23 protein-coding genes are annotated in these 23,224 nt (G+C 68.5%); 2 read left to right on the forward strand and 21 right to left on the reverse strand.

The features are described from left to right. The first annotated feature begins 24 nt into the window (after positions 1-24). Entirely contained in the window at positions 25-498 is a 474-nt protein-coding gene (locus tag RAMLITH_RS03800; protein WP_168105968.1) for a YhbY family RNA-binding protein, read from the forward strand. A gap of 19 nt (positions 499-517) precedes the next feature. Here the strand turns inward: RAMLITH_RS03800 and RAMLITH_RS03805 are convergent, their stop codons facing one another. The 21 genes from RAMLITH_RS03805 to rpsB all read right to left on the reverse strand — a co-directional run bounded on the left by RAMLITH_RS03805 (position 518) and on the right by rpsB (position 21,677). Continuing rightward, complete coding sequence (locus RAMLITH_RS03805; protein WP_168105969.1) at positions 518-970, reverse strand: DUF4149 domain-containing protein; 453 nt, start codon at positions 968-970, stop codon at positions 518-520. 7 nt (positions 971-977) lie between these two features. Next, complete coding sequence (gene greA / locus RAMLITH_RS03810) at positions 978-1,454, reverse strand: transcription elongation factor GreA (protein WP_168105970.1); 477 nt, start codon at positions 1,452-1,454, stop codon at positions 978-980. A gap of 125 nt (positions 1,455-1,579) precedes the next feature. Continuing rightward, entirely contained in the window at positions 1,580-4,834 is a 3,255-nt protein-coding gene (carB, locus tag RAMLITH_RS03815) for a carbamoyl-phosphate synthase large subunit (RefSeq protein WP_168105971.1), read from the reverse strand. A gap of 34 nt (positions 4,835-4,868) precedes the next feature. After that, on the reverse strand, positions 4,869-5,240 hold the full coding sequence (locus tag RAMLITH_RS03820; protein WP_202883231.1) for a four helix bundle protein: 372 nt from the start codon (positions 5,238-5,240) through the stop codon (positions 4,869-4,871). 22 nt (positions 5,241-5,262) lie between these two features. Beyond that, positions 5,263-6,435 (reverse strand): glutamine-hydrolyzing carbamoyl-phosphate synthase small subunit, encoded by a 1,173-nt coding sequence (gene carA, locus RAMLITH_RS03825; RefSeq protein WP_168105972.1) that lies wholly within the window; start codon positions 6,433-6,435, stop codon positions 5,263-5,265. A 186-nt stretch (positions 6,436-6,621) separates the two neighbouring features. Further along, positions 6,622-7,401: a TrmH family RNA methyltransferase gene (locus RAMLITH_RS03830; RefSeq protein WP_168105973.1), complete on the reverse strand. Its 780-nt coding sequence runs from the start codon at positions 7,399-7,401 to the stop codon at positions 6,622-6,624. Next, the gene (gene rnhB, locus RAMLITH_RS03835) at positions 7,398-8,093 is read right to left on the reverse strand and encodes a ribonuclease HII (protein ID WP_168105974.1); all 696 of its coding nucleotides are present in this window, start codon (positions 8,091-8,093) and stop codon (positions 7,398-7,400) included. The genes RAMLITH_RS03830 and rnhB overlap by 4 nt, the downstream gene beginning before the upstream one ends. Beyond that, positions 8,065-9,183, reverse strand: a complete 1,119-nt coding sequence (gene lpxB / locus RAMLITH_RS03840) for a lipid-A-disaccharide synthase (protein ID WP_168106450.1) — start codon at positions 9,181-9,183, stop codon at positions 8,065-8,067. The genes rnhB and lpxB overlap by 29 nt, the downstream gene beginning before the upstream one ends. Before the next feature lie 25 nt (positions 9,184-9,208). Further along, complete coding sequence (gene lpxA / locus RAMLITH_RS03845; RefSeq protein ID WP_168106451.1) at positions 9,209-10,003, reverse strand: acyl-ACP--UDP-N-acetylglucosamine O-acyltransferase; 795 nt, start codon at positions 10,001-10,003, stop codon at positions 9,209-9,211. 13 nt (positions 10,004-10,016) lie between these two features. Beyond that, a complete protein-coding gene (fabZ, locus tag RAMLITH_RS03850) occupies positions 10,017-10,457 on the reverse strand; it encodes a 3-hydroxyacyl-ACP dehydratase FabZ (protein WP_168105975.1) in 441 nt (146 codons plus the stop codon). After that, a complete protein-coding gene (gene lpxD, locus RAMLITH_RS03855; RefSeq protein ID WP_168106452.1) occupies positions 10,454-11,428 on the reverse strand; it encodes a UDP-3-O-(3-hydroxymyristoyl)glucosamine N-acyltransferase in 975 nt (324 codons plus the stop codon). The genes fabZ and lpxD overlap by 4 nt, the downstream gene beginning before the upstream one ends. Positions 11,429-11,430: 2 nt before the next feature. Further along, positions 11,431-11,934 (reverse strand): OmpH/Skp family outer membrane protein, encoded by a 504-nt coding sequence (locus tag RAMLITH_RS03860; RefSeq protein WP_168105976.1) that lies wholly within the window; start codon positions 11,932-11,934, stop codon positions 11,431-11,433. Continuing rightward, positions 11,934-14,228 (reverse strand): outer membrane protein assembly factor BamA, encoded by a 2,295-nt coding sequence (gene bamA / locus RAMLITH_RS03865; protein WP_168105977.1) that lies wholly within the window; start codon positions 14,226-14,228, stop codon positions 11,934-11,936. The genes RAMLITH_RS03860 and bamA overlap by 1 nt, the downstream gene beginning before the upstream one ends. A 54-nt stretch (positions 14,229-14,282) precedes the next feature. Further along, positions 14,283-15,656, reverse strand: coding sequence for an RIP metalloprotease RseP (rseP, locus tag RAMLITH_RS03870; RefSeq protein WP_168105978.1), 1,374 nt, complete (start codon positions 15,654-15,656; stop codon positions 14,283-14,285). 12 nt (positions 15,657-15,668) lie between these two features. Then, on the reverse strand, positions 15,669-16,859 hold the full coding sequence (gene ispC, locus RAMLITH_RS03875; RefSeq protein ID WP_168105979.1) for a 1-deoxy-D-xylulose-5-phosphate reductoisomerase: 1,191 nt from the start codon (positions 16,857-16,859) through the stop codon (positions 15,669-15,671). Continuing rightward, the gene (locus RAMLITH_RS03880) at positions 16,856-17,707 is read right to left on the reverse strand and encodes a phosphatidate cytidylyltransferase (protein ID WP_168105980.1); all 852 of its coding nucleotides are present in this window, start codon (positions 17,705-17,707) and stop codon (positions 16,856-16,858) included. Before RAMLITH_RS03880 ends, ispC begins: the two co-directional genes overlap by 4 nt. A gap of 13 nt (positions 17,708-17,720) precedes the next feature. Then, on the reverse strand, positions 17,721-18,440 hold the full coding sequence (gene uppS / locus RAMLITH_RS03885) for a polyprenyl diphosphate synthase (protein WP_168105981.1): 720 nt from the start codon (positions 18,438-18,440) through the stop codon (positions 17,721-17,723). A gap of 59 nt (positions 18,441-18,499) precedes the next feature. Further along, positions 18,500-19,063, reverse strand: a complete 564-nt coding sequence (frr, locus tag RAMLITH_RS03890; RefSeq protein ID WP_168105982.1) for a ribosome recycling factor — start codon at positions 19,061-19,063, stop codon at positions 18,500-18,502. A 23-nt stretch (positions 19,064-19,086) separates the two neighbouring features. Next, positions 19,087-19,809, reverse strand: coding sequence for a UMP kinase (gene pyrH, locus RAMLITH_RS03895; protein ID WP_168105983.1), 723 nt, complete (start codon positions 19,807-19,809; stop codon positions 19,087-19,089). A 109-nt stretch (positions 19,810-19,918) separates the two neighbouring features. Further along, a complete protein-coding gene (gene tsf / locus RAMLITH_RS03900) occupies positions 19,919-20,842 on the reverse strand; it encodes a translation elongation factor Ts (protein ID WP_168105984.1) in 924 nt (307 codons plus the stop codon). A gap of 82 nt (positions 20,843-20,924) precedes the next feature. Next, positions 20,925-21,677 (reverse strand): 30S ribosomal protein S2, encoded by a 753-nt coding sequence (gene rpsB, locus RAMLITH_RS03905; protein ID WP_168105985.1) that lies wholly within the window; start codon positions 21,675-21,677, stop codon positions 20,925-20,927. A gap of 173 nt (positions 21,678-21,850) precedes the next feature. On the opposite strand from rpsB, the gene RAMLITH_RS03910 reads away from it, so the two are divergent. Then, complete coding sequence (locus RAMLITH_RS03910) at positions 21,851-23,218, forward strand: amidase (protein WP_168105986.1); 1,368 nt, start codon at positions 21,851-21,853, stop codon at positions 23,216-23,218. Positions 23,219-23,224: the final 6 nt, after the last annotated feature.

The raw sequence follows: 23,224 nt of genomic DNA on the forward strand, positions 1-23,224 counted from the left end.
GGCGCGCGGGAGATAATAGTCCCCATGCCTGCTCTCCAATTGACCATCGCCGAACGCAAGGAACACCGCGCCGAGGCCCACCACCTCGACCCCGTGGTCATGATCGGCAACGAGGGCCTCACGCCCGCCGTCAAGAAGGAAGTCGACGCCGCGCTCAAGGCGCATGGCCTGATCAAGATCCGCGTCCACGGCGACGATCGCGAACTGCGTGACTCCATGTTCCGGACGCTGGCCGAGGAACTCGGCGCCGCCCCGATCCAGCATATCGGCAAATTGCTGGTGCTCTGGCGTCCGAAACCCCCCAAGGAGCGCGCCGAGGACGAGGACCGCATGCCCGGCCCGCGCGACTTCAAGGTGCTCAAGTACAGCAAGCGCGGGGGCCAGCGGCCGGAAGTGAAGACGCTGCGCGTGCTGGGCAACCAGCGGCTGACGCCGGGCGGGCAGGTGAAGCGGGCGAAGCCAAAGCAGAAGTCGGTGAAAAAGGGTCGTCTGGGTTAGCCGGCGCGGCGATGCGCTGCTAGTCGTGTTGCCGCGGCGCGGTGACCTTCCACAGCACGGCAGCCGCGCACAGCCACTGCACGACGTACATCGCCGCGCCCAGGCCATGCCACAGCCTGAGGTTCCCCCGGGCCATGATGCGTGGCGCCACGGCGAATTCGGACAGCAGCGCCAGCAGCAGGCCGGCCAGCACGAACAGGACCGCGCCGCCGCGCCAATCCATGCCGGAGCGGCCGTCTTCCGGGCGCGACGCGAACAGCAGCAGCACGCCACACGCGACGGCGACCCAGCCCTGGGCGGAGAACAGCCGGGCGGCCACGCTGCCCGCCAAGGCAGGCGTCGGCAGGCTCGCGAAGAGCGTCGGGACGGCGAGAAAACCGGTGACGGACAGGCTGCCCCACCACAGCGCCGCGGCAAACACCGCCACCCTCGCCTTCCATGCGGCCGACGGCGGGCGGGCTGGGTCGTTCACGGCCGGATCAGACGTAATGGACGGCGACGATCTCGTAGCGCTTCAGGCCGCCGGGCGCCTGGACCTCGGCGGTGTCGCCCTGTTCCTTGCCGATCAGCGCGCGCGCGATGGGGCTCGAGATGTTGATCAGGCCGTGCTTGAGGTCGGCCTCGTCCTCGCCGACGATCTGGTAGCGCACCGCGTCCCCGCTTTCCTCTTCCTCGAGTTCGACGGTCGCGCCGAAGACCACCCGGCCGCCGGCGTTGAGCTGGGACGGATCGATGACCTGCGCCGCCGCGAGCTTGCCTTCGATCTCCTTGATCCGGCCTTCGATGAAGCCCTGGCGATCCTTGGCCGCGTCGTACTCCGCGTTTTCGGACAGGTCGCCGTGCGAGCGAGCCTCCGAGATCGCGTTGATCACGGCCGGCCGGTCGACGGTCTTGAGCTTGTGCAGTTCGGCCTTGAGCTTCTCGGCACCGCGCTTGGTGAGTGGAATGGTCGCCATGGGGAAAGTATCGGTATGCAAAAGGAATACCGCCGGCCGTTGCCGACCGGCGGTATCTGGTAGGGACATTATGCCAAGAAGCGGCTGGCGTTCACCCCGGTCTTACCCCGGGGAAGCCGGCCGCATCAGGCCGCCAGCTGCGCGTGCAGCTCCTGCAGCGAGTACACGTCCAGGTTGTCCAGGTACTTCATGCCTTCCACCGCCGCTTCCGCGCCGGCGATGGTGGTGATGGTGTTCACGCGGGCCAGCAGCGACGACGTGCGGATGCTGCGCGAGTCGGTGATCGCGTTGCGGCGCTCCTCGACGGTGTTGATCACCATCGCGATCTCGTTGTTCTTGATCATGTCGACCACGTGCGGGCGGCCCTCGGTCACCTTGTTCACCGCCTCGCAGGGGATGCCCGCCGCGTTGATGGCGGCGGCGGTGCCCTTGGTGGCGGCGATCAGGAAGCCCTGCGCCGCCAGCTGGCGGGCGACTTCGACCGCGCGCGGCTTGTCGCTGTTCTTCACGGTGAGGAACACCTTGCGCACCGGGTCCGTGGGACGCGGCAGCTTGGTGCCGGCGCCGATCTGGCTCTTGATGAAGGCCTCGCCGAAGCTCTTGCCCACGCCCATCACCTCGCCCGTGGACTTCATCTCCGGACCGAGGATGGTGTCGACGCCCGGGAATTTGACGAACGGGAACACGGCTTCCTTGACGCTGAAGTACGGCGGCGTCGCTTCCCTGGAGATCCCTTGCGACTGCAGCGACTGGCCGACCATGCAGCGCGCCGCCACCTTGGCCAGCGGGATACCGGTGGCCTTGCTGACGAAGGGCACCGTGCGCGAGGCGCGCGGGTTGACTTCCAGCACGTAGATCACGTCCTTGCCGTCGACCTCCTGGATCGCGAACTGCACGTTCATCAGGCCGACCACGTTCAGCGCCTTCGCCATGGCGGCGGTCTGCCGCTTGAGCTCGTCGACGGTCGCCTTCGACAGCGAATACGGCGGCAGCGAACACGCCGAGTCGCCGCTGTGCACGCCGGCCTGCTCGATGTGCTCCATCACGCCGCCGATGAAGGTCCGCTCGCCGTCCGAGAGGCAGTCGACGTCGCATTCGATCGCGTCGTTGAGGAACCGGTCCAGCAGCACCGGCGAATCGTGCGACACCTTGACAGCCTCGCGCATGTAGCGCTCGAGGTCACGCTGCTCGTGCACGATTTCCATGGCACGGCCGCCCAGCACGTAGCTGGGGCGCACCACCAGCGGGTAGCCCAGTTTCGCGGCCTTCTCGAGGGCTTCGGGCTCGGTGCGCGCGGTCGCGTTCGGCGGCTGCAGGAGCTTGAGCTCGTGCAGCAGCTTCTGGAAGCGCTCGCGGTCTTCGGCCGCGTCGATCATGTCGGGGCTGGTGCCGATGATCGGCACGCCTTCGGCCTCCAGCCCCAGCGCGAGTTTCAGCGGCGTCTGGCCGCCGTACTGCACGATCACGCCGGCCGGCTTTTCCTTGTCGACGATCTCCAGCACGTCTTCCAGCGTCAGCGGCTCGAAGTACAGCCGGTCGCTGGTGTCGTAGTCGGTCGACACGGTCTCCGGGTTGCAGTTGACCATGATGGTCTCGTACCCGTCCTCACGCAGCGCCAGCGCCGCGTGCACGCAGCAGTAGTCGAACTCGATGCCCTGGCCGATGCGGTTCGGCCCGCCGCCCAGCACGATGATCTTCCTGCGGTCGGTCGGCTCGGCCTCGCATTCGGCGACGCCGCCCAAGGTGGGCGACTCGTAGGTCGAGTACATGTACGCGGTGTTCGTCGCGAACTCCGCCGCGCACGTGTCGACCCGCTTGTAGACGGGCCGCACGCCCAGTTCGCGACGCTTGTCGCGGATCACCTTGTCGGTGGTCTTCAACTGGCGCGCCAGCCGGCGGTCCGAGAAACCCTTCTTCTTGAGCATCAGGAGCGTCGCGGCGTCGACCTGGTCGAGGCTGGTCTTCTCGAGTTCCAGCTCGATCTTCACGATCTCCTCGATCTGCACCAGGAACCACTTGTCGATCTTCGTCAGCTCGTAGACCTCGTCCACGGTCATGCCCTGGGCGAAGGCGTCTCCGACGTACCAGATGCGCTCGGGGCCCGGCTCGCCCAGCTCCTCCTCCAGCACCTCGCGGTCCTGGGTCTTCTCGTTCATGCCGTCCACGCCGACCTCCAGCCCGCGCAGCGCCTTCTGGAACGACTCCTGGAAGGTGCGGCCCATGGCCATCACCTCGCCGACGGACTTCATCTGCGTGGTCAGGTGCGAATCGGCCTGCGGGAATTTCTCGAAGGCGAAGCGCGGCACCTTGGTCACGACGTAGTCGATGCTCGGCTCGAAACTGGCCGGCGTGGCGCCGCCGGTGATCTCGTTGCGCAGTTCGTCGAGCGTGTAGCCCACGGCCAGCTTGGCGGCGATCTTCGCGATCGGAAAGCCGGTGGCCTTCGAGGCGAGCGCCGAGGACCGCGACACCCGCGGGTTCATCTCGATGACGACCATGCGGCCGTCCTTCGGGTTGATCGAGAACTGGACGTTGGAGCCGCCGGTGTCCACACCGATCTCACGCAGCACCGCCAGCGAGGCGTTGCGCATGATCTGGTACTCCTTGTCGGTGAGCGTCTGCGCCGGCGCGACGGTGATCGAGTCGCCGGTGTGCACGCCCATCGGGTCCAGGTTCTCGATCGAGCAGACGATGATGCAGTTGTCCGCCTTGTCGCGGACCACTTCCATCTCGAACTCCTTCCAGCCGACCAGCGACTCCTCGATCAGCAGTTCGCTGGTGGGCGAGGCCTCCAGGCCCCGCTTGCAGATCACCTCGAATTCCTCGGCGTTGTAGGCGATGCCGCCGCCGGTGCCGCCCAGCGTGAAGCTGGGGCGGATCACCACCGGGAAGCCGAGCGTCTTCTGCACGCCCCAGGCTTCCTCCATGGAATGCGCGATGCCCGAGCGCGCCGACCCCAGGCCGATCCTGGTCATCGCGTCCTTGAACTTCAGCCGGTCCTCGGCCTTGTCGATGGCCTCCGGGGTCGCCCCGATCAGTTCGACCTGGTACTTGTCGAGGACGCCGTTGCGCCACAGGTCCAGCGCGCAGTTCAGCGCCGTCTGGCCGCCCATGGTCGGCAGGATCGCGTCGGGGCGCTCCTTGGCGATGATCTTCTCGACCGTCTGCCAGGTGATCGGCTCGATGTAGGTGACGTCGGCCGTCGCCGGGTCGGTCATGATCGTCGCCGGGTTGGAGTTGATCAGGATGACCTTGTAGCCCTCCTCGCGCAGCGCCTTGCAGGCCTGCACGCCGGAGTAGTCGAACTCGCACGCCTGGCCGATGATGATCGGACCGGCGCCGATGATGAGAATGCTCTTGATGTCGTTGCGCTTTGGCATCTGTCGTGAGGGGCTAGAGGCTAGAGACTAGAGGCTAGGAGGACAAACGCTCTTCCAGCCGGGTCTGGATCGAGCGAAGCATCTTTCCGACCTCGTCCGCTTCCTCAAGGAGCCCTTGGGTGGAGCTGTCAATGGTTGGATACAAGCGGTTCGCGAGCTGAACCAAGGTTTCAAGCTCGGCAAGCGATCCGCTCGCGATGGATAGGAATCGAAGGTAATCCCTTGTGGACTTCCTCTGGTGACCTTCAGCAATGTTGGCAGGGACGGACACGGCGGCTCGGCGGGTCTGCGAGACGAGACCATAGCGTTCTTCCGATGGAAGGGCGGCGCAGAACTCATAGACCATGGCAGCCAGCCCCATGGCGCGCTGCCAGACGATGAGATCCTTGTAGCTCTTGACTTCCACCCTAGCCCCTAGCCTCTAGCCTCTAGCCCCTCGCTTCATCGGCCATCAGGCCGATGAAGCGGTCGAAGAGATAGCCGATGTCATGGGGACCGGGCGACGCTTCAGGGTGGCCCTGGAAGCAGAACGCCGGCCGGTCGGTGCGCGCCAGGCCCTGCAGCGTGCCGTCGAACAGGCTCACGTGGGTCGGCCGCAGGTTCGGCGGCAGCGTCTTCTCGTCCACCGCGAAGCCGTGGTTCTGGCTGGTGATGCTGACGCGGCCGGTATCGAGATCCTTCACCGGATGGTTCGCGCCGTGGTGGCCGAACTTCATCTTGAAGGTCTTCGCGCCCGACGCCAGCGCCATGATCTGGTGTCCCAGGCAGATGCCGAACGTGGGATAGCCGGCCTCGATCAGCTCGCGCGACGCGTTGATCGCGTAGTCGCAGGGCTGCGGATCGCCCGGCCCGTTGGCAAGGAAGACACCGTCCGGGTTCATCTTCCTCACCTCGGCGGCCGGCGTCTGCGCCGGCACGACGGTGATGCGGCAGCCACGCTCGGCCAGCATGCGCAGGATGTTCTTCTTGACGCCGTAGTCGAAGGCCACGACGTGGAACTTCGCACGCTGCTGGTCGCCGTACCCGGTGCCCAGCCGCCACTCGGTCTGGGTCCAGGTGTAGGTGTCCCTGGTGGAAACGACCTTCGCGAGATCCAGGCCGGCCATGCTGGGGGCCTGCCTCGCCGCCGCGACGGCCTTCTCGACCACGGCCGGCGTGACGGCCTCGCCGGCGGCCAGGCCCACGATGCAGCCGTTCTGCGCGCCGTTCGTGCGCAGCAGCCGGGTGAGCTTGCGCGTGTCGATCTCGGCGATGCCGACGGTGCGCTCGCGCTGCAGGTACTGCGTCAGCGTCTGGCTGGCGCGGAAGTTGGAGGCGATGAGCGGCAGATCGCGAATGATCAGGCCCGCGGCGTGGACCTTGCTGGCTTCGACGTCCTCGTCGTTGACGCCGTAGTTGCCGATGTGCGGATACGTGAGCGTCACGATCTGCTGGCAGTAGCTCGGGTCGGTGAGGATTTCCTGATACCCGGTCATGGCCGTGTTGAACACGACCTCGCCGGTGGTGGAGCCGGCGGCTCCGATCGAAATGCCAGGAAAGACCGTGCCGTCTGCAAGCGCCAGGATGGCTGGCGGGAAGGTTCCCTGTCGAGACAAAAGCACTGGGTTCTCCGGATGGTGTCGGTACGCCCAGGGATCAAGCGCCGCGTGCCGGTGCCGGCAGCTGCTGTTGTCAGGGAATTGGCTTCGATGCGCTAGGCGTACGGGTTAGCGGGAAAGCCCTTGATTATAACCGGCGCGCGGGTATTCCCCAGGGGGCAACGGGCATTGTGCCGGGCCGTATCCGGCTCAGCCGGCCCGTGCGGCGGCGCTCGCGTGCAGGCAGATGGCGGCCGCGGCGGCGACATTGAGCGACTCTTCCCCACCCGGCTGGACGATGCGCACCGCCACGCCGGCGCGGGACGCGATGTCGTCGCCCAGGCCCTGCCCTTCGTGCCCCAGCGCCCAGGCGCAGGGCCACGGCAGCACCGCCTGGTGGAGCCATTCGCCCGCATGCGAACTCGTGGCGACGATCGGCACGCGCAGCGCGTCCAGCGCCGCGGTTTCCAGCCCTTCGACCAGGTGCAGGCCGAAGTGCGCCCCCATGCCGGCACGCAGCACTTTCGGGCTCCAGAGCGCGGCGGTGCCCTTCATGGCCAGCACCTGGGGAAAGCCGAAGGCGGCGGCGCAGCGCAGGATGGCGCCGACGTTGCCGGCGTCCTGCAGCCGGTCCAGGATCAGCGAAGGCGCCTCCGGCTGGAGTTGCACGGTGCCGGGCAGGTCCAGGACGAACCCCATCCGGCCCGGCGATTCCAGGCCGCTGAGCGAGGCGAACAGGGCGTCGGCCATGACCACGGTCCGGGTGCCGAGGTCCGGCCACTGGTGCCCCGCTTCCTCCCACAGCGACTGGGAGAAGACGGCCAGAGCGGGCACCACCCGCCGCGCCAGAGCGGCGCGGCAGAGATGGTCGCCCTCGAGCCAGACGCGGCCCTGCTTGCGGTACGCGGTGCTGTCCTGCGCCAGCCGGCGCAGGTCCTTCAGCAGGGCGTTGCCGGCCGAGGTGATGAACTGGGGACCGGTGGCCGTCACGCGGCGCGCAGGCTGATCACTTCGCCCTCGACCGTCGCAAAGGTCGCGGCCACGGGGCTGAAGAACTTGCGGTGATGCCGGCAGGCGCCGTGCAGCCGCAGCGCCTCCAGGTGCTCCGGCGTGCCGTACCCCTTGTGCGAGGCGAAGCCGTACTGCGGGAACTCCTCGTCGAGCGTCCTGCACAGCCGGTCGCGGTGCACCTTGGCCAGGATCGACGCCGCCGAGATCGCCTTGACCGTCGCGTCGCCGCCGACCACCGCTTCGGCCAGTACGTCGATCGTCGGCAGGCGATTGCCGTCCACCAGCACCTTGACCGGCTTCAGCCGCAGGCCCTCCACGGCGCGCTTCATCGCCAGCATCGTGGCGTGCAGGATGTTGAGCTCGTCGATCTCCTCGACGCTGGCCTGCGCGATCGAGCAGCACAGCGCCTTCTCGCAGATCTGGTCGAACAGCCGGTCGCGCTGCAGCGGCGTCAGCACCTTCGAGTCGTTCAACCCGCGGATGCGGCGCGCGTCGTCCAGGATCACGGCGGCGGCGACCACCGGACCGGCCAGAGGCCCCCGCCCCGCTTCGTCCACGCCGGCCATGAGGCCCACCGGGTCCCAGTCGAGGCGCCGCTGCGTGGGGCTGCGCCGGGCGCGCCGCGCGCCGCCGGCCGCCGGCTCAGGATTCGAGGAGATTTTGGATGGCATCGGTCGCCAGGGAAGCCGTATCGCGTTGCAGCAGGTGGTGCAGCGCGGTGAATCGCTGCTGCACGGCCGCCATTCTGTCAGGAGCCCGCAGCCATTCCAAGAGCGCCGCGGCCAGCGTGTCGGGATTCGCACGGTCCTGTACCAATTCGGGCACGACGAAGTCGCCGCACAGGATGTTGGGCAGGCCGATCCAGGGCTGCAGCTGCTGGCGGCGCATGATCTGGAACGTGAGCCAGTTCATGCGATAGGCAATGACCATCGGCCGCTTGTACAGCGCGGCTTCGAGCGTGGCCGTGCCGCTGGCGATCAAGGTCAGGTCGCACGCGGCGAGCACCTCGTGCGAGCGGCCCGTGACGATGGTGAGCCCTTCGCCGAGGCCGGCGGCGCGCGCGGCCTCCTCGATCGCCGGCCGCAGCGCCGGCATGGCGGGGACGATGCACCGGATGCCGGGCCGCGCCTGGCGCACGCGCGCGGCGGCCTCGAAGAACACGCGGGCGAGGTATCTCACCTCGGAGCCGCGGCTGCCCGGCAGGATGGCGAGCACCTCGCCCTCTTCGGGCAGACCCAGGGCACGGCGCGCCGCCCCGCGGTCGGGACTCATCGGGATCACGTTCGCCAGCGGATGGCCTACGTACGTCGCCGCGATCCCGTGTTGGGCCAGCAGCGCGGGCTCGAACGGGAACAGGCACAGCACGTGGTCCGCGCTGCGCCGGATGTGCTCGGTGCGGCCGGGCCGCCAGGCCCAGATGGACGGGCAGACGAAGTGGACCGTCTTGACGCCTTGCGCCTTCAGCCCGGCTTCGAGGTCGAGGTTGAAGTCGGGCGCGTCGACGCCGATGAAGACCTCCGGGCGCTCGCGCAGCAGGCGCTGCTGCAGCTGCTTCCGGATGCCGACGATCTCGCGGTAATGGCGCAGCACCTCGACGTACCCGCGCACCGCCAGCTTGTCGTGGGGCCACCAGGCCTCGAAGCCGCGGCGCGCCATGTCCGGGCCGCCGATGCCGCCGGCCCGCAGGTCCGGCCAGCGAGCCCGCATGCCGTCGAGCAGCAGCCCGGCCAGCAGGTCGCCGGACGCCTCGCCGGCGACCATCGCAAAACGAGGTGCCCCCACGGCTTCAGCGGACGATGCCGCGCTTGGGGTCGACGCCGCCAAGGAACGACAGCATCAGCGCCACGTCGGGCGCGGCCGCCGGCGCCTGCGCCGCGAGTTCGGCGATGCGCGCCTTCGCCTGCTCCAGCGTGAGCTGGTCGCGGTACAGCGCCTTGTGCATCGCCTTCACGGCGGCGATCCGCCCGGGGTCGAAGCCGCGCCGCCTCAGGCCCTCGAAATTCATGGAGCGCGCCTGCGCCGGCTGGCCCTGGCTCATGACGAACGGCGGCTGGTCGGCGAAGAGCAGCGAACACATCGCGGTCATGCCGTGGGCGCCGATCCGCACGAACTGATGCACGACGGTGAAGCCGCCGAGGATCACCCAGTCGCCCACCTCCACGTGCCCCGCCAGCTGCGAGTTGTTGGCGAAGATCGTGTTGTTGCCGACGATGCAGTCATGCGCCAGGTGTACGTAGGCCATCAGCCAGTTGTCGTTGCCCACGCGGGTGACGCCGCCGCCGCCGGGGGAGCCGATGTTGTACGTGGAGAACTCGCGGATCGTGTTGCGGTCGCCGATCACCAGTTCGCACGGCTCGCCGGCGTATTTCTTGTCCTGCGGCACGGCCCCGAGCGACGCGAACTGGAAGATGCGGTTGTCGCGGCCGATCGTCGTGTGGCCCTCGATCACGCAGTGCGGACCCACCGTGGTGCCGGCGGCGATCCGCACGTGCGGGCCGACGACCGTATAAGCCCCGATGGCCACGGAGCTGTCGATCTGCGCCTTCGGGTCGACGACCGCCGTCGGATGGATCAGCGCCACTGCCGCCAACCCCTCACGCGATGGTGCGCATCGTGCACATCAGCTCGGCCTCGCAGGCGAGTTCCTCGCCGACGCGGGCCTCGCCCTTGAACTTGAAGATGCCGGCCTTCATGCGCAGCAGCGACACGTCCATCACGAGCTGGTCGCCGGGCTCCACCGGACGCTTGAAGCGCGCGCCGTCGATGCCCGCGAAGTAGTACACCGACTTGTCGTCCGGCGTCACGCCCGCCGTCGCGAACGAGAGCAGCGCCGCGCTCTGCGCCATCGCTTCCAGCATCAGCACGCCGGGCATCACCGGCCGGTGCGGGAAATGGCCGGTGAAGAAGGGTTCGTTGATGGTCACGTTCTTGAGCGCGCGGATGCTCTTGCCGGGCTCGATCGCCAGCACCCGGTCGACCAGCAGGATCGGATACCGGTGCGGCAGTTGCTTGAGGATTGCGTGGATGTCCATCATGAATCGGTCTTCTTCTCCAGGGCCCTGACCCGCTCGCGCAACTGGTGCAACTGCTTGAGCGTCGCGGCGTTCTTCTCCCAGGTGGCATTGTCGTCGATGGGGAAGATGCCGCTGTAATGTCCCGGCTTCAGGATCGAACGGGCGACGAACGATCCGGCCGAGATGTGCACGCCGTCCGCGAGCTTCAGGTGGCCCAGGATCATCGCCGCGCCGCCGATGGTGCACTGCGCGCCGATGGTGGCGCTGCCGGCGATGCCGGCGCATCCGGCGATGGCCGTGTTGCGGCCGATGCGGCAGTTGTGCCCGACCTGGATCAGGTTGTCGAGCTTGGCGCCCTGCTCGATCACGGTGTCCTGCAGCGCGCCCCGATCGATGCAGGTGTTGGCGCCGATCTCCACGTCGTCCTCGATGCGCACCGCGCCGAGCTGCTCGATCTTCTCCCAGCGGCCGCCATCGGGGGCGAAGCCGAAGCCGTCGGCCCCGATCACGGCGCCCGGATGAACGATGCAGCGCGCGCCGATGACGCAGTCCTCGCCGACGGTGACGCGCGCCTTGAGCACCGTCCCCGCGCCGATGCGCGCGCCCCGCTCGACGACGCACAGTGCACCGATGCGTGCCGTCGGATCGATCACGGCGTCGGGATCGACCACGGCGCTCGGATGCACCGCCGGCTGCGGCCGGCCGCCGGCGCCGCGCTTCCACAACTGGGTGACGCGGGCGAAATACAGGTACGGCTGGTCGGCGACGATCGCGTCGCCGCGGGCCAGCGCCGCTTCGCGCAGATCGGGGCCGACGATCACGCACCCGGCGCGCGAGACGGCCAGCTGGGCGCGGTATCTCGCGCCGGTCGCGAAGGTCAGTTGAGTCGGTGTGGCCGATTCGAGCGGCGCGAGTCCGTCGATCACGCGCTCGCCGTCGCCGTGCAGATCGCCGCCCAGCGCTTCGACGATGGCGCGCAGGCTCAGTTGCACGCTCACTTCAAGGCGTTGAGCGCCTTGATCACCTTGTCGGTGATGTCGTGCTTCGGATTGATGTACACCGCTTCCTGCAGCACCACGTCGTACTTCTCCGACTCGGCCACCTGCCGCACGACGCGGTTGGCACGGTCGAGGACCTGCTGCAGCTCCTCGTTCTTGCGGGCGTTGAGATCTTCCTGGAACTCGCGGCGCTTGCGCTGGAAGTCGCGGTCCTGGTCGATCAGCTGCTTCTGCCGCTGCTGGCGCTGGCTCTCCGAGAGCGTCGGCGCTTCGCGCTCGAACTTGTCGGAGGCGCTCTTCAGCGAGGTGCCCAGGTCGTTGAGTTCCTTCTCGCGGCGGGCGAACTCCTGTTCCAGCTTGGCCTGGGCCGCCTTGGCCGTATTCGCCTCGCGGAAGATGCGGTCCGTGTTGACGAAACCCACCTTGAAATCCTGCGCCTGCGCACCGAACGCGGCGAGGCCCAGGAGCAGCACCATGCAGTGACGGGACAGGTACTTCATCAGAACGAGGTTCCAATCTGGAATTGCAATTTCTGGATTCTATCCCCCGCGAACTTGCGCACCGGGTAGGCGGCGGCCAGGCGCAGGGGACCGATCGGGGAGATCCAGGACAGGCCGAGGCCGGCCGAGGCGCGCAGGTCGCTGGGCCGGAACTTCTCGTTCTCGCCGAACACGTTGCCCACGTCCACGAACCCGAACAGCCGCAGCGACCGGTCGTTGCCCGCCCCCGGGAACGGCGTGATCACCTCCGCGTTCAGCGTCACCTTCTTCGGCCCGCCGATCGAGGCGCCGGTCACGTCGCGCGGGCCCAGCGTGCCCTGGTCGAAGCCGCGGACCGAGCCGAGGCCGCCCGAATAGAAATGCTTGAAGACCGGGAACGGCCGGCCGCCGAAGCCCTTGCCCCAGCCGATCTCGCCGTTGAAGGCGAGCGTGAACTTGTTGTTCAGCGGCAGGAACTGCTGGTACTGGTAGTTGCCGCGGGCATAGCGCGCGTCGCCGGCGACGCCGAGTTCACCCGCCACGCGCTGGTAGCGGCCGACCGTCGGCGCGATCGCGCTGTCGCGGCTGTCGCGTGCCCAGCCGATCGTCAGCGGGATGGCGGAACTGGTGTACCCGAAGCGCTCGGCGTACTGCAGGTAGTACGCCGGAATGTTGGTGCCCGGCTTGATCTGGGTCCGCTCGACGCTGCCGCCGAAGAACACCGTGTCGAGCTCGCTGAACGGCACCCCGAAGCGCAGGCCGGCCCCGGTCGTGACCAGCTGGTAGTTGCCGCCCATGTCCTCGTACGGCCGCGACGAGCGGTGGTACAGGTCGATCGTGCGCGAGATGCCGTCGGCGGTGAAGTACGGGTCCATCGAGTTGAACACGATGGTGCGGTTGTACTTGCTGGTATTGACCTCGATGCCGAGGTAGTGGCCCGAGCCGAACGCGTTCTCCTGGCGCAGCGAGAACGACAGGGCCAGCTTCTCGGCGCTGGAGAATCCGGCTCCCAGCTGCAGGCTGCCGGTCGGCTTTTCCACCACCGTGAGGTTCAGGTCCACCTGGTCGGGAGCGCCCGGCACCTCGCTGGTCTCGACGTTGACCTCCTTGAAGAACCCGAGCCGGTCGACCCGGTCGCGCGACAGCTTGATCTTGTCGGCGTCGTACCAGGACGACTCGAACTGGCGGAACTCGCGGCGGATCACTTCGTCGCGGGTGCGGTTGTTGCCCGCGATGTTGACGCGGCGCACGTAGGCGCGTCGGGACGGCTCGGCCAGCAGCGTGAACTCCACGCGGTTGTTGGTGCGGTCGATCTCCGGGCGGGCCTCGACGTTGGCGAACGCGTAGCCGAACTTGCCGAAGTAGTCGCCGAACGCCTTCGTGGTCTGCGCGACCTGGTCGGCGTTGTACGGCTCGCCGGGCTTGATCGTCACCAGCGACTTGAACTCCTCCTCCTTGCCGAGGTAGTTGCCTTCCAGCTTGACGCCGGAGACGACGTAGCGCTCGCCCTCGGTCACGTTCACCGTGATCGTGATGTCCTGCTTGTTGGGCGAGATCGCGACCTGGGTCGAGTCGATGCGGAACTCGAGGAAGCCGCGGCTGAGGTAGTACGAGCGCAGCGCCTCCAGGTCGGCATTGAGCTTGGTGCGCGAATAGCGGTCGGACTTCGTGTACCAGCTCAGGAACCCGCCGGTGTCGAGGTCGAACAGCCCCTTCAGCGTGGATTCGGGAAAGGCCTTGTTGCCGACGACGCGGATTTCCTTGATCTTCGCCGGCTCGCCTTCGGTCACCGTGAAGGTGAGGTTGACGCGGTTGCGCTCGATCGGCGTCACCGTGGTCACCACCTCGGCGCCGTAGAGGCTCTTGTTGATGTACTGGCGCTTGAGTTCCTGCTCGGCCCGGTCGGCCAGGCTCTGGTCGTACGGACGGCCCTCGGTGAGGCCGATCTCGCGCAGCGCCTTCTTCAGGGCGTCCTTGTCGAATTCCCTGGTGCCCGCGAAGTCGACGTCCGCCACCGTGGGACGCTCCTCCACGATGACGACGAGCACGTCGCCGTTGACCTCCACGCGCACGTCCTTGAACAGCCCGAGACCGAACAGCGCACGGATCGCCGCCGAGCCCTTCTCGTCGCTGTACTCGTCGCCGATGCGAAACGGCAGCGACGCGAAGACGGTGCCCGGCTCCACGCGCTGCAGGCCTTCGATGCGGATGTCGCGGACCGTGAACGGATCGACCGCCCAGGCGTTCGCCGCGAACGCGACGGCGACCAGGGCCGAGATCGACCGCACGCGAAAGCGCTTGATGTGTTTCTTCATTGAATCAGTCGGGCCGCCCGCCTGCAGGCCCGGCGAGGTCGGCCACCAAAGTGGTTAACCAAAGAGTCGGCTGACGTCGTTGAACAGCGCGATCGACATCATGACCAGCAGCACCGCGATTCCGCCTCGCTGCAGGCGTTCCATCCAGGCGTCTGAGACGCTCTTGCCCGTCACTGCCTCCCAAAGATAATACATCAGGTGCCCGCCATCCAGGACCGGCAGCGGCAGCAGATTCAGCACCCCCAGGCTCACGCTGATCAGGGCGAGGAACACGAGGTAGTGCGTGAGCCCGAGGCTCGCGGACTTGCCCGCGTAGTCGGCGATGGTGAGCGGACCGCTGAGGTTCTTCAGCGACGCCTGGCCGATCACCATGCGGCCCATCATCCGCAGCGACAGCACCGACACCTCCCACGTGCGCACGGCGCCCTTGACCAGGCCGTCGACCGGCCCGTGCCGCACCGTCACCAGCTGCGGCGGCGCGCCGACGTAGGCGCCGATGCGGCCGATCGCCTTGTCGCCGTCGCGCGCGGCGTCGGGCTGCACCGGCACATCCACGGTGCGGCCGTCGCGCTGCACGCGCCAGCCTTCGCGCGCGGGCTGGCCGGCCGCCGCGCTCGCACGAATCAGCTCGCGCAGTTGCTGGCCGTCGACGACGGTCGTGGCGCCGATCGCGAGCACCCGGTCGCCCTGCTGCAGGCCTGCGCGCGCCGCGGCGCCGCCGGGCATCACCTCGCCGATGACCGGCGCGGTCCACGGACCGAGGATGCCGATGCGGCGAAAGAGCTGGGCGTCGGCCTCGCGCGACGGCAGCGCGCCCATTGCCAGCACCGCCTCGCGCGCCCCGCGCTCCTCGGGACGCGTGAACTGCAGCCTGACGTCGCGCCCGTCGAGCGCGCCGCGGGTGAGCAGCCAGCGCAGTTCCTCGAACGAGCGCAGCGGGCGCAGCGGCTCGCCGTCGAAGCCGGCACGCTGCACCTGCTCGCCGCCACGCAAGCCGGCCTCCTGGGCCACCGAGCCGGCCACGGGGCTCGCCAGGACGGCCGTCGGCTCCTGCACGCCGTACCAGTTGACCGCGGCATACAGCAGCACGGCCAGCAGCAGGTTGGCCGCGGGGCCGGCCGCCACGATCGCGGCGCGAGAGCGCAGCGGCTGGGTGTTGAACGCGAGGTGGCGCTCGGCCGGATCGACCGGCGCCTCGCGCTCGTCCAGCATCTTGACGTAGCCGCCGAGCGGGAACGCGCCGATCACGAACTCCGTGTCCTGGCCCGGCCGCTGGCGCCGCGGTTTCCAGCGATACAGCACGTGGCCGAAGCCGACCGAAAACCGCAGCACCTTGACCCCGCGCGCCACCGCGACGCGATAGTGGCCGTACTCGTGCACGGCGATGAGCAGGCCGAGAGCCACGATGAACGCAACGATGGTGAGCATCTTCCGATTCCCTCAGGGCTGCAGCCGGCCCGCCGCCTGGCCGGCGGCGTGCCGCGCCATGCGGTCGAGCTCCAGCAGCTCGTCCAGCGACTGGGGGTTGGACGGCGTCACCGCCGACAAAGTTGCAAGGTTCACCGCATGGATCTGGTCGAACCGGATCTGCCCCTCCAGGAACGCGGCCACGGCGACCTCGTTGGCAGCATTGAGGACGGCCGTGGTGCCAGGCGCGGCCCGCAGGCTCTCCCATGCGAGGCGCAGCCCCGGAAAGCGCTCGCGATGGCCGCGGCTGTCCAGCGCCTCGAAGGTCATGTCCGCCAGCGTGTGGAAGTCGAGCGCGGCGGCCCCGGATTCGACCCGGTCCGGCCACGCGAGCCCGTAGGCGATCGGAACGCGCATGTCGGGGGTGCCCAGTTGCGCCACGACCGACGCGTCGCGGTATTGCACCATCGAATGGATCACGCTCTGCGGATGGATCACCACCTCGAGCCGCTCGGGTGCCAGCCCGAACAGGTAGCGGGCCTCGATCACCTCCAGCGCCTTGTTCATCATGGTCGCCGAGTCGACCGAGATCTTGCGGCCCATCACCCAGTTCGGATGGGCGCAGGCCTCTTGCGGCGTCACGTGGCGCAAGGTGGCCGGTTCGCGCGTGCGGAACGGCCCGCCCGAGGCGGTGAGGATGATCTTCTCGACCCGCGCATCCCAGGTGCGCGGGTCCTCCGGCAGCGACTGGAAGATCGCCGAATGCTCGCTGTCGATCGGCAGCAGCGTGGCGCCGCCTTCGTGCACGGCACGCATGAACAGGTCGCCGCCGACCACCAGCGCCTCCTTGTTGGCCAGCAGCAGCCGCTTGCCGGCGCGCGCGGCAGCCAGGCACGACGACAGGCCGGCGGCGCCGACGATCGCCGCCATGACGAGATCGACCCGCTCGTGGGACGCCACTTCGTCGAGCGCCGCCTGGCCCCACAGCACCTGCGTGCGCAGCCCGGCGGTCCGCAACCGGCCGGCGAGGTCGAGCGCGGCGGACTCGCCCGCCATCACCGCGAACGCCGGGGTGAAGCGCAGGCACTGCTGCAGCAGTTCTTCGACGCGCGTGGCGGCGCTGAGCGCGAAAACCTCGAAGCGGCCGGGATGGCGCGCGATCACGTCGAGCGTGCTGGCCCCGATCGAACCCGTGGCTCCCAGGACGGCGACGCGGTGCTTCACGAGACGGAGGCCGCCAGCATCATGGCGAGCGGCAAGGTCGGCAGCAAGGCGTCGACCCGGTCGAGGACGCCGCCGTGGCCGGGGAGCAGGCCGCTGGAGTCCTTCATGCCGGCGCTGCGCTTGACGAGCGACTCGACCAGGTCTCCCACGACGCTCATGGCGGCCAGGAAGATCGCGCCGAGCGCGAGCAGCCACCAGCCATGCGACGCGAGCCGGCTGTAGAGGCTCGGCACCCGCGCCTGCAGCGCGCCGTCGGCGGCGGCCCAGGCGATCGCCAGCACCACCACGCCGGCCATGCCGCCCCAGACGCCTTCCCAGCTCTTGCCCGGACTGATGGAAGGCGCCAGCTTGCCCTTGGTGAACTTCAGGCCGAAGGCGCGCCCGGCGAAATACGCGAAGATGTCGGCCACCCACACCAGCACCAGCAGCGACAGCAGGAAGTTGACGCCGATCACCTTGGCCTGGGCCACCGCCAGCCACGCGATCCACAGCGCCAGCACGCCCAGGGCCAGCCGCACGGGCCGCGGAATGTGCGGCCAGCCGGCCACGCCCGCGCGCAACAGCCAGGCGCCTGCCAGGACCCACAAGCCGCCCGCGACCGCCCACAGGAGCGGCAGGCGCTGCGCCAGCAGCCCGAGTTGCCACGAACCGGCGCACAGCACCACGCACACCGCCGCCGCGGCGAGCGAGCCGCCCTGCCCCAGGCCGTTGAGGCGGCCCCATTCCCAGGCGCCGGCGGCGATGAGCACCAGCGTCACCAGGACGAACGGGGTGGGTTCCGGCCAGAACAGGGCCGGCAGCAGGATCGCCAGCAGGACCAGGGCGGTGATGACGCGCTGCTTCAACATGCGCGCGGACCCGTCATGCGGCTTTGCGCGCCGCGGGCGCCGCCACCTGCTCGGAGGTCTTGCCGAACCGGCGCTCGCGCCCGGCATAGTCGGCCAGGGCGGCGTCCAGCTCGTCCGCGCCGAAGTCGGGCCACAGCTTGTCCGTGAAATGGAACTCGGCGTAGGCCGCCTGCCAGAGCAGGAAGTTGCTCAGGCGGTGCTCGCCACCGGTGCGGATGATCAGGTCGGGGTCCGGCACGTGCGCCAGCGACAGCGCGCCCGCCAGGCTGGCCTCGGTGATGGGCTGGCCGGTGGCGGCCAACCTCGCGGCCGCGTCGACGATGTCCCAGCGGCCGCCATAGTTGAAGCAGATGTTGAACACGAGCCGCGTGTTCGCGGCCGTCGACGCCTCGGCCTGGACGAGTCCGGCCTGCACCTTTTCCGACAGGCCGGAGCGGTCGCCGACGAACTTCACCCGGACGCCCTCGGCCTTGAGTTGCGGCACCTCGCGCGCAAGCGCCAGGCCCAGCAGCTCCATCAGGCTCGAGACCTCGTCGGCGGGCCGGTTCCAGTTCTCCGACGAGAAGGCGAACACCGTCAGCACCTTGATGCCGCGGTCGCCGCAATGCCGCACGCAGGCACGCAGCGCGTCCATGCCCTTCTTGTGCCCGGCGATGCGCGGCAGGTAGCGGCGGGTGGCCCAGCGGCCATTGCCGTCCATGACGATCGCTACGTGGTGAGGCAGGTTGTTCATCGATTGCGGTGCGGTGCGGCGCGGCCGCGGGAGGGTGGCGGACAGGCGCGAGCCCGGGCTCAGACCGCCATGATCTCCTGCTCCTTGGCGTGCACCAGCTGGTCGATCTCCGCCACGTGGCGGTCGGTGATCTTCTGGATCTCGCCCTCGGAGCGCTTGAGGTCGTCCTCGGAGGCGTGCTTGTCCTTGACCAGCCGCTTCACGTGCTCGTTCGCGTCGCGGCGCAGGTTGCGGATCGCGATCTTCGCGGCTTCGCCTTCGTGGCGGACCACCTTGGTCATTTCCTTGCGCCGCTCCTCGCTCATCGGCGGCATCGGCACGCGGATCAGTTCGCCCATGGAAGCCGGATTGAGGCCCAGGTCGCTGTCGCGAATGGCTTTCTCGATCTTCGGCGCCATGCTCTTCTCCCACGCCTGCACGCTCAGCGTCCGGTTGTCGAGCACGGAGACGTTCGCCACCTGGCTGATCGGCACGCTCGAGCCGTAGTAGTCCACGTGGACGGTATCGAGCAGCCCGGGGCTCGGGCGGCCGGTACGGATCTTGACCATGGTCTGCTTGAACGCGGCGATGGACTGGTCCATCTTGCCTTGCATGGTCTTGGTGATTTCGGGGATCGTTGTCATTGCTCTCTCCTCACAGCGATTCGTCAGGCGTGGACGAGCGTGCCCTCGTCCTGGCCCATCACCACGCGGCGCAGCGCGCCGTGCTTGACGATGGAAAAGACCTTGATCGGCAGCTTCTGGTCACGGCACAGCGCGAAGGCGGTGGCATCCATGATGCCGAGGTTGCGGGCCATGGCCTCGTCGAACGAGATCTTGGCGTAGCGGGTGGCCGAAGGGTCCTTCTGCGGATCGGCCGAATAGACGCCATCCACCTTGGTGGCCTTGAGCACCAGCTCGGCGCCGATCTCCGCGCCGCGCAGCGCCGCCGCGGTGTCGGTGGTGAAGAACGGGTTGCCGGTGCCGGCCGCGAAGATCACGACCTTGCCTTCCTCCAGGTACTGCAGCGCCTTGGGCCGCACATAGGGTTCGACCACCTGCTCGATCGCGATCGCGGACATCACGCGCGGGATCAGTCCCTGCTTGTTCATCGCGTCGGCCAGCGCCAGCGAATTCATCACCGTGGCCAGCATGCCCATGTAGTCGGCCGTCGCGCGGTCCATGCCGACCGAGCCGCCGGCGACGCCGCGGAAGATGTTGCCGCCGCCGATGACGATCGCCACCTGCACGCCCATCTTCACGACCTCGGCCACCTCTTCCACCATCCGCACGATGGTGGCGCGGTTGATGCCGAATGCATCGTCGCCCATCAGGGCCTCGCCAGACAGCTTCAGCAGGATTCGCTTGTGGGCTGGCTGGGCAACGGACATGAGGCGGGCTCCTTGTAAAACGGGTTGAGTGTACCGGCGTTGCCGCCTGCGATGGCGGGTCGTGCAAAGGGCGGCCCCACGGACCGCCCTTGGCCTGGTGAACGAACGGTCAGGCGCCGGCCTTGGCCGCCGCGACCTGCGCGGCCACTTCCGCCGCGAAGTCGTCGACCTTCTTCTGGATGCCTTCGCCCACCACGTACAGCGTGAACGCCTTCACGGTGGTGCCGGTGGCCTTGAGCATCTGCTCGACAGTCTGCTTGTCGTTCTTCACGAAGGGCTGGTTGAAGAGCGAGACTTCCTTGAGGAACTTCTGCACGCCGCCTTCCACCCGCTTGGCGACGATCTCGGGCGACTGGGCCGGCTTGCCCGCCGCTTCGGCCGCCTTGCGGTCTTCCTCGGCCTTGCCCATCGCGACCGCGCGTTCCTTCTCGATGAGGTCGGCCGGCACGTCGGCCGAGGTCAGCGCCACCGGCTTCATCGCGGCCACGTGCATGGCGACGTCCTTGGCAGCCACGTCGTCGCCCTCGTACTCGACGACCACGCCGATGCGCGTTCCGTGCAGGTAGGACGCGAGCTTGCTGCCGCCGGAGAAGCGCTTGAAGCGGCGGAAGCTCATGTTCTCGCCGATCTTGCCGATCAGGCCCTTGCGCACGTCTTCCAGCGTCGGGCCGAAGCCGTCCTGCGAATACGGCAGCGCGCCGAGCGCGGCCACGTCGGCGGGATCGTGCTTCGCGACCAGCTCGGCGGCGGCCTTGGCCATGGCCAGGAAGCCGTCGTTCTTGGTGACGAAGTCGGTCTCGCAGTTGGTCTCGAGCATCGCGCCGGTGGCGCCGTCGATGAAGGCCGTCACCACGCCTTCGGCGGTGATGCGGGCGGCGGCCTTGCCTGCCTTGTTGCCCAGCTTGACGCGCAGCAGTTCCTCGGCCTTCTCCATGTTGCCGTCGGCCTCCATCAGGGCCTTCTTGCACTCCATCATCGGCGCGTCGGTCTTGGCGCGCAGTTCGCCAACCATGCTTGCGGTGATTGCAGCCATTTCTTACCTCGTATCGTTCAGTTCAGGTTTCGGTAGCAAAAAGGGGCCCGAGAGCCCCTTCCTGCGGACTCGTGGACCGGGCTCAGGCGCCGGCGCCCTCGGACACCTCGACGAATTCGTCGGTGCCCTCGGACACGGCCTTCTGCACGTCGCTGGCGGCGTTCTGGCGGCCTTCCAGGATCGCGTCGGCGATGCCGCGGGCGTACAGCGCCACGGCCTTGGCCGAGTCGTCGTTGCCGGGGATCACGTAATCGATGCCCACCGGCGAGTGGTTCGAGTCGACCACGCCCACCAGCGGAATGCCCAGCTTCTTGGCTTCGGACACCGCGATCTTGTGGAAGCCCACGTCGATCACGAAGATGGCGTCGGGCAGGGTGTTCATGTCCTGGATGCCGCCGATGTCCTTCTCGAGCTTTTCCATCTCGCGGGCGAACATCAGCTGTTCTTTCTTGGACATGGCCTCCAGGCCGCTTTCCTGCTGGGCCTTCATGTCCTTCAGGCGCTTGATCGAGGTCTTGACGGTCTTGAAGTTGGTCAGCATGCCGCCCAGCCAGCGCTGGTCGACGTACGGGACGCCGGCGCGGCGGGCTTCGGCCGCCACGGTGTCGCGCGCCTGGCGCTTGGTGCCCACCATCAGGATGGTGCCGCGGTTGGCGGACAGCTGGCGCACGAACTTGGTCGCCTCCTGGAACAGCGGCAGCGTCTTTTCCAGGTTGATGATGTGGATCTTGTTGCGGTGGCCGAAGATGTACGGGGCCATCTTGGGGTTCCAGAAGCGCGTCTGGTGTCCGAAATGGACACCGGCTTCCAGCATTTCACGCATGGTGACTGGCATGGGTCTTTTCCTGAAGGTTGGGTCTAAAATCCAGCCCGCAAATTGCCGCTGCACGCAGCGGCAACACCTTGTGGGGCTGGATTCGCGATTGGTTTTGCCGGCGGATCGGCGCGAAATGCGCGTCTCGCCTGGAAGCAAAACCGAAGAATTATAGCACCGACGGAACCCCCCCAATGCGCCCCGACCTCATCGCCACCCGCGAGCGGCTGCTTGCCCGCCAGACCCAGGCCACGGCCGAGATGGCCGAGTCGATCCGCATCGCCCGGTCGGCGGCCGGCGCGCACACCTGGCTGCGCACCAGCTTCGACGAGGCGCAGGCCGCGGCGGACGACCCGGCGCTGGCGGCGCGCCCGCTGGCCGGGCTCGCCGTGTCCGTGAAGGACCTGTTCGACATCGCCGGCCAGCCGACCCCGGCCGGATCGCGCGTGCTGGCCGAGGCGCCCGCCGCCGCCAGCGACAGTGCGGCCGTCGCCAGGCTCAAGGCGGCCGGCGGCGTGGTGATGGGCCGCACCAACATGTCGGAGTTCGCGTTCTCCGGCGTCGGCACGAATCCGCATTACGGAACCCCGGGCAACCCGGCCGATCCGGCCACGCCGCGCATCCCCGGCGGCTCGTCGTCGGGCGCCGCCGTTTCGGTGGCGACCGGCGCCGCCTTCATCGGGCTGGGCTCCGACACCGGCGGCTCGATCCGCATCCCGGCCGCCCTGTGCGGCATCGTCGGGTTCAAGAACACGGCGCGGCTCACGCCGGCCGAAGGCGCCCTGCCCTTGTCCACGACGCTGGATACCGTCTCCGCGATGACCCGGTCGGTGCGCGACGCGATCCTTGCGCACGAGATCCTCTCCGGCCGCACCGTGGCGCGCAGCGCGCTGCCGTTGTCGGGCTACCGGCTCGCGGTCGCCCGCACGACCATGCTCGACGGGCTCGACGTCACCGTCGCCGCCGCGTTCGAACGCGCACTCGCCACCCTGCGCAGGGCCGGCGCCGCAATCGAGGAGATCGGCCTGGAGACGATCCGCGACCTCGGCTCGCTGCAGACCCTGGGCGGCTTCACCGCCGCCGAAAGCTACGCCTGGCACCGCGAACTGCTGGAGCGCCACGGCGACGGCTACGACCCGCGCGTTCGCTTCCGGATCGAGCGCGGCGCGGCGATGAAGGCCTGGGAATACCTGGACCTCTTCCGCGCCCGCCGCGAGTGGATCGCGCGCGTGGAGCAAGCGCTGCAGGGCTTCGACGCGGTGCTGTCGCCGACGGTGCCCATCGTCGCACCGCCGATCGCCGACGTGGCGCCTGCCAACGGGGCCGGGGCCGCGCAGGACGAGGCCCGCGACAAGGAGTTCTTCCGCGTCAACGCCCTGCTGCTGCGCAACACCAGCGTCGTCAACATGCTGGACGGCTGTGCGCTGTCGATCCCATGCCACGCGCGCGGCGAGCTGCCGGTGGGCCTCATGATCTGGCACGGCCCGCTGCGCGATGACACCGTGCTCAACATCGGCCTGCGCGCGCAGGACGTGCTCGCCGGCCGGTCGGGCGCCGCATGAGCGCGC

The organism is Ramlibacter lithotrophicus, assembly GCF_012184415.1.
Lineage (GTDB): Bacteria > Pseudomonadota > Gammaproteobacteria > Burkholderiales > Burkholderiaceae_C > Ramlibacter > Ramlibacter lithotrophicus.

What these genes read in the sequence shown, in the direction of transcription:
- rpsB (WP_168105985.1), bottom strand. Translation starts at nt 21,677, where the DNA reads ATGCCAGTCACCATGCGTGAAATGCTGGAAGCCGGTGTCCATTTCGGA.
- carB (WP_168105971.1), bottom strand. Translation starts at nt 4,834, where the DNA reads ATGCCAAAGCGCAACGACATCAAGAGCATTCTCATCATCGGCGCCGGT.
- RAMLITH_RS03800 (WP_168105968.1), top strand. Translation starts at nt 25, where the DNA reads ATGCCTGCTCTCCAATTGACCATCGCCGAACGCAAGGAACACCGCGCC.
- bamA (WP_168105977.1), bottom strand. Translation starts at nt 14,228, where the DNA reads ATGAAGAAACACATCAAGCGCTTTCGCGTGCGGTCGATCTCGGCCCTG.
- uppS (WP_168105981.1), bottom strand. Translation starts at nt 18,440, where the DNA reads ATGAACAACCTGCCTCACCACGTAGCGATCGTCATGGACGGCAATGGC.
- RAMLITH_RS03880 (WP_168105980.1), bottom strand. Translation starts at nt 17,707, where the DNA reads ATGTTGAAGCAGCGCGTCATCACCGCCCTGGTCCTGCTGGCGATCCTG.
- tsf (WP_168105984.1), bottom strand. Translation starts at nt 20,842, where the DNA reads ATGGCTGCAATCACCGCAAGCATGGTTGGCGAACTGCGCGCCAAGACC.
- rnhB (WP_168105974.1), bottom strand. Translation starts at nt 8,093, where the DNA reads ATGCCATCCAAAATCTCCTCGAATCCTGAGCCGGCGGCCGGCGGCGCG.
- fabZ (WP_168105975.1), bottom strand. Translation starts at nt 10,457, where the DNA reads ATGATGGACATCCACGCAATCCTCAAGCAACTGCCGCACCGGTATCCG.
- lpxB (WP_168106450.1), bottom strand. Translation starts at nt 9,183, where the DNA reads ATGGTCGCCGGCGAGGCGTCCGGCGACCTGCTGGCCGGGCTGCTGCTC.
- rseP (WP_168105978.1), bottom strand. Translation starts at nt 15,656, where the DNA reads ATGCTCACCATCGTTGCGTTCATCGTGGCTCTCGGCCTGCTCATCGCC.
- pyrH (WP_168105983.1), bottom strand. Translation starts at nt 19,809, where the DNA reads ATGTCCGTTGCCCAGCCAGCCCACAAGCGAATCCTGCTGAAGCTGTCT.
- frr (WP_168105982.1), bottom strand. Translation starts at nt 19,063, where the DNA reads ATGACAACGATCCCCGAAATCACCAAGACCATGCAAGGCAAGATGGAC.
- greA (WP_168105970.1), bottom strand. Translation starts at nt 1,454, where the DNA reads ATGGCGACCATTCCACTCACCAAGCGCGGTGCCGAGAAGCTCAAGGCC.
- RAMLITH_RS03860 (WP_168105976.1), bottom strand. Translation starts at nt 11,934, where the DNA reads ATGAAGTACCTGTCCCGTCACTGCATGGTGCTGCTCCTGGGCCTCGCC.
- RAMLITH_RS03910 (WP_168105986.1), top strand. Translation starts at nt 21,851, where the DNA reads ATGCGCCCCGACCTCATCGCCACCCGCGAGCGGCTGCTTGCCCGCCAG.